The 14,230-nt window shown below is 62.8% G+C and carries 10 protein-coding genes; 3 read left to right on the top strand and 7 right to left on the bottom strand.

Going from position 1 to position 14,230, the window contains the following annotated elements:
- Positions 1-579: 579 nt before the first annotated feature.
- The 3 genes from AC07VI_RS01955 to AC07VI_RS01945 form a co-directional block, all read right to left on the bottom strand.
- On the bottom strand, positions 580-2,181 hold the full coding sequence (locus AC07VI_RS01955; protein WP_086146758.1) for a SpoVR family protein: 1,602 nt from the start codon (positions 2,179-2,181) through the stop codon (positions 580-582).
- Positions 2,181-3,449, bottom strand: coding sequence for a YeaH/YhbH family protein (locus tag AC07VI_RS01950; RefSeq protein ID WP_086146757.1), 1,269 nt, complete (start codon positions 3,447-3,449; stop codon positions 2,181-2,183). The genes AC07VI_RS01955 and AC07VI_RS01950 overlap by 1 nt, the downstream gene beginning before the upstream one ends.
- 69 nt (positions 3,450-3,518) lie before the next feature.
- Positions 3,519-5,441, bottom strand: coding sequence for a PrkA family serine protein kinase (locus tag AC07VI_RS01945; protein WP_086146756.1), 1,923 nt, complete (start codon positions 5,439-5,441; stop codon positions 3,519-3,521).
- Between the two features lie 568 nt (positions 5,442-6,009).
- Here AC07VI_RS01945 and AC07VI_RS01940 point away from each other — a divergent pair.
- Both AC07VI_RS01940 and AC07VI_RS01935 read left to right on the top strand, forming a co-directional pair.
- Positions 6,010-7,041 (top strand): adenosine deaminase, encoded by a 1,032-nt coding sequence (locus AC07VI_RS01940; RefSeq protein ID WP_086146817.1) that lies wholly within the window; start codon positions 6,010-6,012, stop codon positions 7,039-7,041.
- A 28-nt stretch (positions 7,042-7,069) separates the two neighbouring features.
- Positions 7,070-9,601, top strand: a complete 2,532-nt coding sequence (locus AC07VI_RS01935; protein WP_492995518.1) for an ABC transporter permease — start codon at positions 7,070-7,072, stop codon at positions 9,599-9,601.
- Between the two features lie 8 nt (positions 9,602-9,609).
- On the opposite strand, the gene AC07VI_RS01930 is transcribed toward AC07VI_RS01935, so the two are convergent.
- Positions 9,610-10,617 carry a response regulator gene (locus tag AC07VI_RS01930; protein ID WP_492995516.1) on the bottom strand — a complete coding sequence of 336 codons (1,008 nt, stop codon included), beginning with the start codon at positions 10,615-10,617 and terminating at the stop codon, positions 9,610-9,612.
- A gap of 3 nt (positions 10,618-10,620) precedes the next feature.
- Positions 10,621-11,928, bottom strand: a complete 1,308-nt coding sequence (locus AC07VI_RS01925; RefSeq protein WP_086146753.1) for a sensor histidine kinase — start codon at positions 11,926-11,928, stop codon at positions 10,621-10,623.
- A 164-nt stretch (positions 11,929-12,092) separates the two neighbouring features.
- On the opposite strand from AC07VI_RS01925, the gene cqsA reads away from it, so the two are divergent.
- Positions 12,093-13,337 (top strand): alpha-hydroxyketone-type quorum-sensing autoinducer synthase, encoded by a 1,245-nt coding sequence (cqsA, locus tag AC07VI_RS01920; RefSeq protein ID WP_492995514.1) that lies wholly within the window; start codon positions 12,093-12,095, stop codon positions 13,335-13,337.
- Positions 13,338-13,347: 10 nt separating this feature from the next.
- Here the strand turns inward: cqsA and AC07VI_RS01915 are convergent, their stop codons facing one another.
- Both AC07VI_RS01915 and AC07VI_RS01910 read right to left on the bottom strand, forming a co-directional pair.
- Positions 13,348-13,815 carry a MarR family winged helix-turn-helix transcriptional regulator gene (locus tag AC07VI_RS01915; RefSeq protein ID WP_086146751.1) on the bottom strand — a complete coding sequence of 156 codons (468 nt, stop codon included), beginning with the start codon at positions 13,813-13,815 and terminating at the stop codon, positions 13,348-13,350.
- 57 nt (positions 13,816-13,872) lie between these two features.
- Entirely contained in the window at positions 13,873-14,220 is a 348-nt protein-coding gene (locus AC07VI_RS01910) for a GIY-YIG nuclease family protein (RefSeq protein ID WP_086146750.1), read from the bottom strand.
- Positions 14,221-14,230: the final 10 nt, after the last annotated feature.

Here is a 14,230-nt window from a genome sequence, read left to right as displayed (position 1 = left end):
CTTTCTCCAAATACCATCTCTTGTCTTGCAACTGAACCCCAAAATGACGACACAAAGCTCCAGCCGTATCCGGGACGTCGCCGAATTATACATACGAATTCTTTATTTTACACAGATTTTTAACGCCTAAAACCGGTTAAATTTTTGGCGCTTTTGCGCCCTGAAAACGTACTTGCTTATGTCATCTTTGCACGCTTTCGGACAGAAAAAAAGGCGGTCTTATCGGTTTTTTACAGCCGTTTTGGGCTACCACTGCTAAGTTCTCCGATGTGCCGATCTGGCGGAATTATATTTCGTGATATCCAATATGGAAACTGCTAAATTTGGATGAAAATCTTTCCTTTTGGAAATGTTTTGCCTCGGAACCAGACCACTTAGCCTTTCGTTCGCACCAAACAGGTGCGGAAAGAACTTTGCACAGGTCAAAAAAGACGGCTCCGGCGTCCCTTTCGAGGCCGCTCAGCCATACTGAATTGTGATGCCGGCATAGCGCGCGCTTATGTTCTTGCCAAAATTCTTGCCAGGAAGTTCATTTTTTGAGGCCATTCCGGCAGGCAAGGCCGTTCGCCGCGACCGGCCCTAGGTGCGTACGACGGGGTCGTCGCGCCGGTTGCGTTTTTCCCGGCGGCAATTGAGCGTGCCCAGCACGACGCCCTGCGGATCGACCGTGTCGAGGTGCACGTCGAAGCCCCACAGGCGGGCCACGTGCTTGAGTACTTCCGTCGCCTGCTGGTTCAGCGGGCGGCGCTGGAACTGCGTGTGGCGCAGGGTCAGCGCCCGGTCGTCGCGCGTGTTGACGGACCATACCTGGATGTTCGGCTCGCGGTTGCCCAGGTTGTACTGCTCGGCCAGCTGCTGGCGCACGTAGCGGTAGCCGGCGTCGTCGTGGATGGCGGAAATGGCCAGTTTTTCATTCTTGTCGTCGTCGAGCACGGCAAAGAAGTGGAATTCGCGGATCAGCCGGGGCGACAGGTACTGGGCGATGAAGCTTTCATCCTTGAAATTGCGCATGGCAAAGTCCAGGCTCTTGCGCCAGTCGCTGCCGGCCATGTCGGGAAACCAGGCGCGGTCTTCGTCGGTCGGGTGTTCGCAGATGCGGCGGATGTCGCTCATCATGGCAAACCCCAGTGCATACGGATTGATGCCGCTGTAGTACGGGCTGTCGATGGGCGGCTGGTAGACGACGTTGGTATGGCTTTTCAGAAACTCCATCATGAAGCCGTCGCCCACCACGCCTTCGTCGTAGAGCTGGTTCAGGATCGTGTAGTGCCAGAACGTGGCCCAGCCCTCGTTCATGACCTGGGTTTGCCGCTGCGGATAGAAATACTGCGAAATCTTGCGCACGATGCGCACCATCTCGCGCTGCCACGGTTCCAGCAGCGGCGCGTACTTCTCGATGAAGTACAGCAGGTTTTCCTCGGGTTCGGGCGGAAAGCGGGGCGCGGCCTTGCGCTGCTCGCCCTCGTCCTCGTCGTCGTCGCGCCGGGGCAGGGTGCGCCACAGCTGGTTGATCTGCGACTGCACATATTCTTCGCGCTCTTTCTGGCGCGCATATTCCTTGGCCATCGACAACTTCGCCGGCCGCTTGTAGCGGTCCACGCCATAGTTCTGGATGGCGTGGCAAGAGTCGAGCAGCAATTCCACGGCGTCGACGCCGTGGCGCTGTTCGCATTCGCTGATGTAGTTCTTGGCAAACACCATGTAGTCGATAATGGCGTCCGCATCCGTCCAGGCGCGGAACAGATAGTTGCCCTTGAAGAAGGAATTGTGGCCGTAGGCCGCGTGCGCGATCACCAGCGACTGCATGGTCAGGCTGTTTTCCTCCATTAAATAGGCGATGCAGGGGTTCGAGTTGATGACGATCTCGTAGGCCAGGCCCATCTGGCCCCGCTTGTAGCTTTTCTCGGTGGACAGAAAATGCTTGCCAAAAGACCAGTGGTTGTAGGAGACGGGCATGCCGACGGAGGTGTAGGCATCCATCATCTGCTCGGCCGTGATGATTTCCAGCTGGTTCGGATAGGTGTCGAGGCCGAACTGTTTCGCCACGCGGCGGATTTCTTCGTGGATTTGCTCGATCAGCTCGAACGTCCATTCCGACTGCTCGGGCAGGGCGTTCGGGTGGCGCAGGCGCACGAACGGTTCGCCCGGAGTATTGCTGGCGCGGTCAAAGGCTGCACTCATTATTTCACCTGTTTCTTGAACAGTTCGCGGAAGACCGGGTAGATATCGGCCGGCGTGACGATCTTTTGCATGGCGAAATGGGCGTGATGGTCGAGCACGCCCGCGTATTGCTCCCACAGGTTTTGCTGCGGGCCGTCCGTGATCTCGACATAGGTGTAGTACTGCACCTTGGGCATGATGGTATTAATTAAGAGCTGGCGGCACAGCACGGAGTCGTTGTCCCAGTTGTCGCCGTCGGACGCCTGCGCCACATAGCTGTTCCACTGCCCGGCGCCATAGCGTTCGTCAATAATAGTATTGAGCAAGTGCAAGGCGGACGACACGACGGTGCCGCCCGATTCGCGCGAATTGAAGAAATCATGCTCGTTGACTTCCGCCGCCGCCGTATGGTGGCGGATGAACACCACCTCGATCTTGTCGTAGGCGCGCTTGAGGAACAGATACAGCAGGATGAAGAAGCGCTTGGCCGTGTCCTTGCGCGATTCGTCCATGGAACCGGAGACGTCCATGATGCAGAACATCACGGCCTGCGTCATGGGCTTGGGCACCTTGATGCGGTTGCTGTAGCGCAAGTCGAACGGGTCGATGAAGGGGATGGCCAGCAGGCGCGTGTGGATGTGGTGGATCAGGCGGCGCAATTCCTGCACCAGCACGTCGTCCTCGGGCGCGCCGTCGAGCAGCAGGGCGGCCAGGTCTTGCTCGGCCTGCGCCAGCTGCTTGCGGGCGCCGCCGCCGACGGCGATGCGCCGCCCCAGCGCGCCGCGCAGGGAGCGCAGCACATGGATGTTCGACGGCGTGCCCGACATATTGTAGCCGGCGCGCTGGTTCTTGAATTCCGTGGTGGCCGTCAGCTGGGTTTTCACCATGTGCGGCAATTCCAGGTCTTCGAAGAAATAATTCATGAATTCTTCGCGTGACAATTCAAAGATGAAATCGTCTTCCGTCGTCTCGTCGCTGTTGCCCGCCTTGCCCCGTCCGCTGCCACCGCCGCCTTTCGGCCGCGCGATCTGGTCGCCTTTCAGGTATTCCTTGTTGCCGGGATTGACCACTTCCCACACGCCGCCGTGGGCGTGGCCGAACGACGGTTCGCCCACGTCCTTGACGGGGATGCTGACTTTCTCGCCATTCTCGACGTCCGTGATCGAGCGCCCCTTGATGGCGCGCCCCACGGCATCCTTGATCTGGCCCTTGTAACGCCGCAGGAAACGCTCGCGGTTGACGGCGGATTTATTCTTGCTTTGCAAGCGCCTGTCGATGAGGTATGTCAAAGGGTGCCTCCTTGCTTCTCGTCTTGCGCGCCCCGCCCGTCTCCGGGCGGGGCGCGCCCGCTGTCCGCGCTAGGATGACTTGCGTACGCGCAAGTACCATTCGCATAACAGGCGTACCTGCTTGGCCGTATAGCCTTTTTCCACCATGCGGGCGACGAAGTCGGCGTGCTTGTTGGCATCGTCGGCGCTGGCCTTGGCATTGAAGGAAATCACCGGCAGCAATTCCTCCGTATTCGAGAACATTTTCTTTTCGATCACGGTACGGAACTTCTCGTAGCTGGTCCAGGCGGGATTCTTGCCGCCGTTCGACGCCCGGGCGCGCAGTCCGAAGTTGACGATTTCGTTGCGGAAATCCTTCGGATTGGAAATGCCCGCCGGCTTCTCGATCTTTTCCAGCTCATTGTTCAGCGATTCGCGATCAAAGCTTTCGCCCGTGTCCGGATCGCGGTATTCCTGGTCCTGTATCCAGAAATCGGCGAACGTCACGTAGCGGTCGAAAATGTTCTGGCCGTATTCGGAATAGCTTTCCAGGTAAGCCGTCTGGATTTCCTTGCCGATGAATTCCACGTAGCGCTGCGCCAGGTGCTCTTTAATATAGGAGAAGTAGCGCTGCTCGAGTTCCGGCGCGAACTGTTCGCGCTCGACCTGCTGTTCCAGTACATATAATAAGTGCACGGGATTGGCAGCCACTTCGGAATTGTCAAAGTTGAACACTTTTGACAGGATCTTGAAGGCAAAGCGCGTCGACAGCCCGTTCATGCCCTCGTCCACGCCCGCGTAATCGACGTATTCGTGCATGGACTTGGCTTTCGGGTCCGTATCCTTGAGGTTTTCGCCATCGTAGACGAGCATCTTCGAGAAAATGCTGGAGTTTTCCGGGTCTTTCAGGCGCGACAGGATGGCGAACTGCGCCATCATGCGCAGGGTGCCGGGCGCGCACGGGGCCTTCACCAGCGAGGAATTGGCCACCAGCTTGTCGTAGATCTTGATTTCGTCGGACACGCGCAGGCAGTACGGCACCTTGACTATATAGATACGGTCAAGAAACGCCTCGTTGTTGCGGTTGTTCTTGAAGGTCTTCCATTCCGACTCGTTCGAGTGGGCCAGGATGATGCCGTCGAACGGGATGGCGCCGAAGCCTTCCGTGCCCTTGTAATTGCCTTCCTGCGTGGCCGTCAGCAGCGGATGCAGCACCTTGATGGGCGCCTTGAACATTTCCACGAATTCCATCAGGCCCTGGTTGGCCAGGCACAGGCCGCCCGAATAGCTGTAGGCATCCGGGTCGTCCTGCGCGTAGTCTTCCAGCTTGCGGATGTCGACCTTGCCCACCAGCGAGGAAATATCCTGGTTGTTTTCGTCGCCCGGCTCCGTTTTCGAGATGGCGATCTGTTTCAGCACGGACGGGTAGCGCTTGACGACGCGGAACTGGTTGATGTCGCCATTGTATTCATGCAGGCGCTTGACGGCCCAGGGGCTGGGGATGTTGCGCAGGTAGCGGCGCGGGATGCCGTAATCCTCTTCCAGGATGGTGCCGTCCTCTTCCTCGTTGAACAGGCCCAGCGGCGATTCGTTGACGGGCGAGCCCTTCAGGCAATAGAAAGGCACATGTTCCATCAGCGACTTGAGCTTTTCCGCGATCGACGACTTGCCGCCGCCGACAGGCCCCAGCAGATACAGGATCTGCTTGCGTTCTTCCAGGCCTTGCGCGGCGTGGCGGAAATACGAGACGACTTGCTCGATGACTTCCTCGGTGCCGTAGAAATCGCGGAAGGCGGGGTAGATCTTGATGACCTTGTTGGCGAAGATGCGCGACAAACGCGTATCGTTGCGCGTGTCGACCAGTTGCGGCTCGCCGATGGCGGCCAGCATGCGTTCGGGGGCGCTGGCATAGGTCAGCTTGTCCTTCTTGCACAGGGCCAGGTATTCGGTGAGCGACATTTCCTCTTCGCGGGTGCGCTCGTAGCGTGCTGCATAGTTATCAAAAATGGTCATGTCAATGTCCTTTAATGTAAACCTGAACTGCCAGTCACCATGGCCGCCCGCCTGGCACTCGCCTGGGCTTGCCGTCTGAACTTTTCCTGTACCCGTATCGATTTTTATTGTTGTTTCAAGCCCGGCTGTCTTTGCGAGTCCGGATTGCCCGGACCAAAAAACTGGCGCTTGATGCCGTGTGCTGACGTGGCCAGCCGGCTTTTTTTCACTGTTGATAGCGCTTGTTGCACCTACCATTACCCCATGAAATTTATTATTGCTCTAAAGGATCAGGAAGTCAAAAGATATGTCATCATCCTTAAATACTTGTGTGTAAATTGTTGATTTAATTGGAAAAAACATCAAATTTATTCGGCTTGAAAAGGAACTTTCCACTACCTGTCTAATCATCATACGACAATTCGCTGGCCCGTGCCGATGCCGTCCAGGCGGCCCGGCGCCGGTGGCGCCGTCCATCTTGCGCTAAGATGCCTGCATGTCTGATGGCGGCCGCCACGGCGCGTTGCCCTTGCGCCGCGCCTGGCGCGGGCCTGCCAGCATTTTTATCGTCACCGTTGAAGGAAACCCCATGATGCCCCCCCAATTGCGCGCGATCGTCCGCGGCATGCCGAAAGCCGAACTGCATATCCATATCGAAGGCTCGCTGGAGCCAGAACTGATTTTCGCACTGGCAGAGCGTAATGGCGTGCCTCTGGGCTATGAATCTGTGGAACACTTGCGCAGCGCCTATGCTTTTACAGATTTACAGTCTTTTCTCGACATTTATTACGCTGGCGCAAGCGTGCTCTTGAAAGAGCAGGATTTCTATGACATGACGCAAGCCTACCTGCAGCGCGCCGAAGCCGATAATGTTTTGCACACGGAAATCTTCTTCGACCCGCAAACGCACACGGCGCGCGGCGTGGCCATCGCCGACGTGATCAACGGCATCCACCGCGCCTGCCAGGACAGCCCCGTCAGCGCGGCCCTGATCCTGTGCTTCCTGCGCCACCTGAGCGAGGCAGAGGCGTTCGAGACGCTGGAAGACGCGCTGCCGCACCGCGACAAGTTCATCGGCATCGGCCTCGACTCGTCGGAAGTGGGCAACCCGCCCGAGAAATTCTCGCGCGTGTTTGCCCGCTGCCGCGAGCTGGGCCTGCACCTGGTGGCCCACGCGGGCGAGGAAGGCCCGCCGGCCTACATCCGCACGGCGCTCGACGATTTAAAAGTCGAACGCATCGACCATGGCGTGCGTTGCCTGGAAGACGCGGACCTGACGGCCCGTTTGGCGCGCGAACAGATCGCGCTCACCGTCTGCCCCCTGTCGAACACCAAGCTGCGCGTGTTCGACCAGATGCAGGACCATAACCTGGTGCAACTGCTCGACGCGGGCCTGCTGGTGACGGTGAACTCCGACGATCCCGCCTATTTCGGCGGCTACATGAACGACAACTTCGACGCCATCTTCGACGCCTTGCCGCTGGGCCTGGCCCACGCGCAGCGCCTGGCGCGCAACGGTTTCATCGCCGCCTTCCTGCCGCAGGCGCAGAAAGACGCGTTTCTTGCCACCGTCGATGCGTATTTCGCGCAGCACGCCGCCGCCCACGGCGCGGCGCAATAACTGACTCTTGCATAAAGACCCGCCGCCCATGCTGCGCCTCTCCCTCAAAATGACCGGGCGCGACTGGCGCGCCGGGCAACTGCGTTTCCTCCTCGTCGCGCTGATCGTGGCCGTGGCGGCCCTGTCGGCCGTGGGCTTCTTCGTCGACCGCCTGCGCGCTGGCCTGAACCGCGACGCGCACCAGCTGCTGGGGGCCGACCTTGTCATCAACGCCGACCAGCCCGTCAATGCGGCCTGGCGCGCCGAAGCGCAGAAGCGCGGCTTTATCCTGGCCGACACGGTGACCTTTCCCAGCATGGCGCAGGCGGGCGAGGGCGAGCAGTCGACGTCGCAGCTGGCGTCCATCAAGGCCGTCTCGCCCGGCTACCCGCAGCGCGGCAAGCTGAAAATCACCACTCATCTCAGCGAAGCGCAGGATGCGGTGGGCCAGCCCACCGACCAGGTGCCCGCGCCCGGCACCCTGTGGGTCGATGCGGCGATCCTGTCCAGCCTGAACGCGAAGCTGGGCGACACCGTGACCCTGGGCGACAAGGCATTTACGGTCACGCAGCTGATCGCCAGCGAACCGGACCGCGGCGCGTCCTTCCTCAATTTTGCCCCGCGCGTGATGCTGCCCTTGAGTGATCTTGCCGCCACGGCGCTGGTGCAGAACGGCTCGCGCGTGTCGTACCGGCTGCTGCTGTCGGCGCCGCCCGCCAAGGCGGCCGAGCTTGCGCAATATCAAGCCTGGCTGGAAAGCCAGATCAAGGCGCAGTCAATAAAAGGCGTGCGCATCGAATCGCTGGAATCGGGCAGCCCGCAGATGCAGTCGACCCTGGACCGCGCCGACCGTTTCCTGTCGCTCGTCGGCCTGCTGTCGGCCATGCTGGCCGCCGTCGCCGTGGCCATGGCTGCGCGCCGCTTCATGCTGCGCCACCTCGACGCCTGCGCCATGCTGCGCTGCCTGGGCCTGACGCAGAACCAGGTCACGGCCATGTACGTGATCGAATTCCTGTGCGTGGGCCTGGCGGGCAGCCTGATCGGCGTGATGGTGGGCTTCGGCGGCCACCTGGTGCTGCTGGAGCTGCTGGGCAAGCTGGTGCAGAGCGACTTGCCGCCCGTCTCCGTGCTGCCCGCGCTGCAGGGCGTGGCCACCGGCATGTTGCTGCTGCTGGGCTTCGCCCTGCCGCCGATTTTGCAGTTGCGCAATGTTCCCCATAACCGCGTGATCCGCCGCGAACAGGAGCCGCCGCGGGCGCTGGCCCTGGCGACCTACGGCCTGGGCATCGCCGCCTTCGTCGTGCTGCTGCTGTGGCAGGCGGGCGACGTCAAGCTGGCCTTGCTGACGGCGGCCGGCTTCCTCGGCGGCTTCGCGCTGTTCGCCCTGGCCGGCTGGCTGGGCATCCGCTCGCTGAAAACCCTGCGCGGCCTGTTCCGGCACCAGGGCTGGCGCTTCGCCGTCACATCCCTGCAGCGCCGTCCGGGCGCCACCGTCATCCAGGTGGTGTCGCTGGCCCTGGGCCTGATGGCCTTGCTGCTGCTGACGGTGGTGCGGGGCGACCTGATGGTGGCCTGGCGCAACGCCACGCCGCCCGACGCGCCGAACCGTTTCATGATCAATATCCTGCCCGAGCAGAAAGACCCGATCGCCGCGCGCCTGGCCCGGGCGGGCGTGGCCAATGCGCCCCTGTATCCGATGATACGCGGGCGCCTGGTGGCCGTGAACGGCAAGGCCATCACGGATGCCACCTACGAGGACGACCGCGCCAAGGGCCTGGCCGACCGCGAATTCAACCTCTCGACGATGGCCGCCATGCAGGAAGAAAACAAGCTCGTCGCGGGCAAATGGTTCAGCGACAAGCCCGGCGCGCCGTTTGAAGCGTCGGTGGAAGAGGGCATCGCCAAAACCCTGAAGCTGAAACTGGGCGACAAGTTGCGCTTCGACATCGCCGGTCAGCCCGTGGAAGCGGCCATTACCAGCTTGCGCAAGCTGGAATGGGGTTCGATGCGCGTCAATTTCTTTGTCATCCTCAACCCGGCCGCCATGGCGGACACGCCGCAAACATGGATCACGGCCTTCCACCTGCCTGCCGCGCAGGCGGACCTGGGCAACGCCCTGCTGCGCGAGTATCCGAACCTGACGGTGGTCGACGTGGGCGGGGTGCTCAAGCAAATCCAGGGCGTGCTGGACCAGGTGGTGACGGCCGTCGAATTCCTCTTCGCCTTCACCCTGGCCTCGGGCTTGCTGGTGCTGTATGCGGCACTGATGGGCTCGCAGGACGAGCGCACGCGCGAAGCGGGCCTGCTGCGCGCGCTGGGCGCCACGCGGCGCCAGCTGGCGCAGGCGCAGCTGATCGAGTTTTCGCTCGTCGGCGCGCTGGCCGGCCTGCTGGCCGCGTCGGGCGCGGCGGCCATGGGCTGGGCGCTGGCCACCTACCAGTTCAAGTTCGCCTGGAGTTTCGCGCCCGGCGTGTGGGCCTTCGGCCTGCTGGCCGGCGCCCTGTGCGCGATTGCCGGCGGCTGGCTGGGCTTGCGCAATGTCCTGAAGCATCCGCCGCTGCAAACGCTGCGGGAAAGCTAGCTTGCCAACTACGCGCCCACGCTGTCGCCCGTCTGCGCCCGCAGAAATTGCGCGTATGACATGACCGGCTGCCCCAGCTGGTGGGGCGGCACGTCGAACAGGGCCCAGAAATACGTTTCGCGGCCCAGGCAGATGGTGGGCGCGGCGCAGTAGCGGAACCAGTTTTCGCCGATGTGGGCCGCATACATGCCGTCGCTGTCGGCGTCGGAAAAATACGGGATCACGCGCATTTCCAGCAGGGCCAGCAGCAGGGAATCGGGCGCGTCGCTGTCGCGCGCCATTTCGTACTGCGTGTGCAGGCTGCGCTCCGTCTCGATGATCATCAGGCGGGCCTGGCCGTCGCGCGTGAAAAACAGGATGCCGCAGGGATTCGGGAAAATATAGAATTCGACGAAGCCGTGGCGCCGGCACAGCTCGTGCACGACGGCGGCCAGGGCCTCGTCTTGCAGGAAACTATAGTCGTGCAGCAACAGCAAGTCGCGCACGGTGTCCGATTGCTGCAGGAAGAATTCGCGCTGCAGGGCATGGACTTCCTGTTCCAGGATGTCGAGCGCATCGTCGTCGCTCTTCTTGATGTAGCGGTCGATCAAGCCCCGGTTGAAGGCCGTCACGGCCACTTTTTCATCGGCCGCGCCCGTGAACAAGATCTTTTTGCATGGCAAGTCGCGCACGGCCTGGCAAAATTCCAGGCCGTTCATCTGCGGCATCGAATAATCGACCACCAGCACGGAGGGCACGGCAAAGCGCTGCGCCTGGCCGCTGATGCGCCAGATGCGTTCGAGGTCGAGCGCCACGTTGCACTGGTCGGGCGGCAGGTTCTGCGTGTCGAAATTGACGTGCAGCGGCGTCTCGCCCAGCTGCGTGCTGTGGCGCAGCCAGTGCAGGGCGCTGCTGGTGTCGTGGAAAGTCTTGCGCGCCAGGCCAGGATCGAGCTGGAACGCCAGGCTTTTCAGGAAGGAATCACTGTCGTCGATCAATACGGTCAGCGTCGGATGGGTGTGGACGGGCAGTTGCATGCGTCACCTCGCGCGGTGGATGGATGGAAAACGGCTGGACCTGGGCGTGGACACGGGGTGCGGAAACTCCAGCACGAAGATGGCATAGGCGTTTTCGCGCGCCACGCAGCGGATGCGCGCATGCCAGGCTTGCATGATCTGCAGGCACAGGGCCAGGCCGATGCCGCTGCCGTTGTGCGCCGGATAGGAGTAGAAGCGGTCGAAGATCAGCGGCAGGCGGCTGGCTGCGATGCCGCAGCCCGTGTCGATGAACAGCAGGCGCGGCACGGGCCGCGCGCCGTCGACGATGATGCGCACGCGGCCCTTGCCGGCCCGCTGGATGCCTTTCAGGGCATTGCGCAGCAAATTCAGCAAAATCGCCGCGCACAGCTCGGACTGTCCGTCAAAGGTGAAGTCGGCCCGCACATCGACCTTGACCAGGTCGCGCTGCGCCGCGCTGGTGAACGGATAGCGGCGCAGCATGGTGGCGACGCTGTCCTGCATGGCCACCGTTTCGTTCGCTTCCAGCTTGCGGTTGACGGTGCTGGCGCTGAGCAGGAACAGATCGATCATGTGGTGCATATGGCGCACTTCGAACTGGATACGCGCCAGTGCGTCCTGGCTGGCCGCGTCCGCTTGCAGGGCGGCGGCGCTGCGCTGCAGGCCGCGCACATTCGCCTCGACGCTGACGAGCGGCGTGCGCAATTCGTGCGCCACGCTGCCCAGGCCGGCCGCCAGGCCCGCCAGCTTTTCCTGCGCGCCCACGTGGCGCCCCACCTTGACGACGGACAGGACGGCAATCGTGAACCAGTGCACGGGCAGCTGCTGCAAGACTTCGCGGCTGAGCATGACTGCCGGATCGCCGCGCACGGCAAAGGCCAGGCAGGCCAGCAAGGTGCCGCTCAGGTAGGCCAGCATGGCGATGCGGGCGTCGAAATGAAACAGCACGATCAGGGCCACCAGCAGCGAATGCACCCACAGGACCGAGGCGTGGTTCATCAGGAACATATACGTGAAGAAGAAGGGCAGCTCGAACGTCAGCCCCAGGAACAGATAGACGCTGAACCAGGTATTGCTGAAGCGCCCCGGCCACAGGGCGGGCAGGAACAGCAGCGCCGCCACGCCGCGCAGCAGCGGCGACTCGTACTCCTGCGGGAAGACATGCTGCCACAGCCAGTAATACAGGGGCATGCCGAGGGCGCCGATGACGGCCAGGGTGCGCACCTGGGTGCGGCGTACCGGCGCGTGTTCGATGGTGTCGTGGAAATGCAGGAAAGGCTGGAGCAGCTTGCCTTGCCAGCGTTTTCCGGAGGCGGACCGCAGGTGCATCATGGTAGGGGAACACATTCGTTGAGGCGTATCAATGCAACATGATCGGCGTGTTCCCGCAATAAAAGAGGCATATCGTCATAACTGTTGAGATGGATCAATCTCTTGCCGGATGGCTCGCGCATGTTGGACGCGGTAGTTCCCACCGCAACCAATCAGGAGCCCTCATGCCAAACGCCCTTTTTCCCCTGCCATCCCCCGTCATTCCCGCCGAACGGCAGCTGCCCGCCTTCGTGCGCGCGCGCATGGATGACCATTATGTCGAGCGCATCGAAAAGCTGCTTGGCGGAGAGCACTTGCACGAATGGCAAGCCATGCCGGCCGGCGCAGTCGTGCTGTCGGGTAACGATTACCTGAATATCGCTGGCGAGGCGGCGCTGCTGGCGGCCCAGGCGCGCGTCCTGCAGGGCGGCGGCGCCATGCTGATGTCGTCCGTGTTCCTGCAGGAAGGCAGCCGCCAGCACCGCCTCGAACATAAACTCGCGGCGTTTCTCGGCAGCGAAGCGTGCGTGCTGGCCCAGTCGGGCTGGGCCGCCAACGTGGGCTTGCTGCAAAGCCTGGCCGGGCCCGGCGTGCCCGTCTACCTGGACATGCAGGCGCACGCTTCGCTGTGGGAGGGGGTGCAGTCGGCGCAAGCCATGCCCGTGGCCTTCCTGCATAACGATGGCGCGCACCTGCAGCGCCAGCTCGACAAGCATGGCCCCGGCATCATCGTCGTCGACGCGCTATACAGCACGAATGGCAGCGTGGCGCCGCTGTCGGACATGGTGGCGATCGCCGAGCGCAGCGGCAGCATGCTGATCGTCGACGAATCGCATTCGCTGGGCACGCACGGGCCGCAGGGCGCGGGGCTGGTGGCGGAGCTGGGCCTGGCCGACAGGGTGCATTTCCGCACGGCCTCGCTGGCCAAGGCCTTCGCGGGCCGGGCCGGGCTGATCACCTGTTCGGCCCGCTTCAAGGGCTACTTCCTGTCCGCCTCGCGGCCCGCCATCTTCAGTTCCTGCCTGCTCGAACACGAGCTGGCCTGGTTCGACGCGGCGCTCGACTTCATCCGCGCCGCCGACGCCCGCCGCGCCGCCCTGCGCCGCCACAGCGTGCGGCTGCGCCAGGGGCTGACCGATCTCGGCTACAACGTCAGCGACGGCACCGAGCAGATCATCGCGCTGGAGGCGGGCAGCGAACCCGATACCTTGACACTGCGCAAGGCGCTGGAACGGCACGGCATCTACGGCGCCGTCTTCTGCGCGCCGGCCACGCCGAAGAACCGTTCGCTGGTGCGCCTGACCCTGAATGCGGGCTTGCGCGAGGATGAGTGCGTCCGCGTGCTGGCCGCCTGCGCCGCCATCCGCGACGAGACGGGCATGGCGCGCTGGCCATCGACGCGGCGCCTGCGCAAGCTGGCGCTGGTGTAAGTGGCGTGTGTCAGCCGTGGGCGGGCTGGCTGCCGGCGATGCCGGCCAGCAGCAGGGACAGGGGCGCCAGCTGTTGCGCGCTGGCGCTGCCCAGCAATTCCTGGCCCAGCGCCTGCGCCGTCGCATCGGCATTGATCAGCAGCGCCTGTCCTGCCCCGGTGATGACGGCGTAGCCGACGCGGGCATCGCGCGCATCGGCCTGGCGCGCCACCAGGCCGATTTTTTCCAGCGGCATCAGCGAGCGCGTGATGCCGGACGCCGTCAGCGCCAGGCGTTCGGCCAGGTCGATGCGGCGCAGGCGGCCGCCGGGCGCCCGCTGCAAGTGGTACAGCAATTGATAGTCGGCAAAGCTCAGGCCATGCAGATTGCCCAGGATGCTGTCGAAGCGGCGCACGATGAGCGCCTGGGCGCGCGCCAGGCGCAGGCAGAAATCCAGCGCGCTGGCGCCGTCCGGCGGCGGGGAAGTATTATCGGTCATGGTTTTCTTTATGTTGGCTGCGCAGTGCGTGAGTGCGCAAGTGTAAAGCATGGCGGCTCAATACAGGGCCAGCCCCCGCTCCTGCAGTTGTTCCAGGTGCAACGCCAGCAGGGCGGCCAGCTCGGCATCCGCATCGAAGGCGGGATCGTCGGGCACCGTGACGGCGTCGAGCAGCTCGCAGCGGAAGGCCGCTTCGCCGTCGCGCCGCCAGTCCGCCTGCAGGCGGGCGTTGCGGTGCGTCCCCAGCGTGAGTTCGAAGCGGTGGCGGTTCAGCGCGCCAGGGGCGTTGCGGCTGCGTTCGAGCAGGGTGCGCCCGCTGGGCAGGTGGCACAGCGCGATGATGCCCAGCGCGGGCGCCTGTTGCCGGTAAGCCGCTTTCAGGGCCGCTTGTCGTGTTTTATCCATGGTAGAACTT

It is taken from the genome of Janthinobacterium sp. GW821-FHT03A03 (assembly GCF_059421435.1).
Note: the sequence above shows the minus strand (reverse complement) of the source record. Positions and strands in the feature narration are given on the sequence as shown.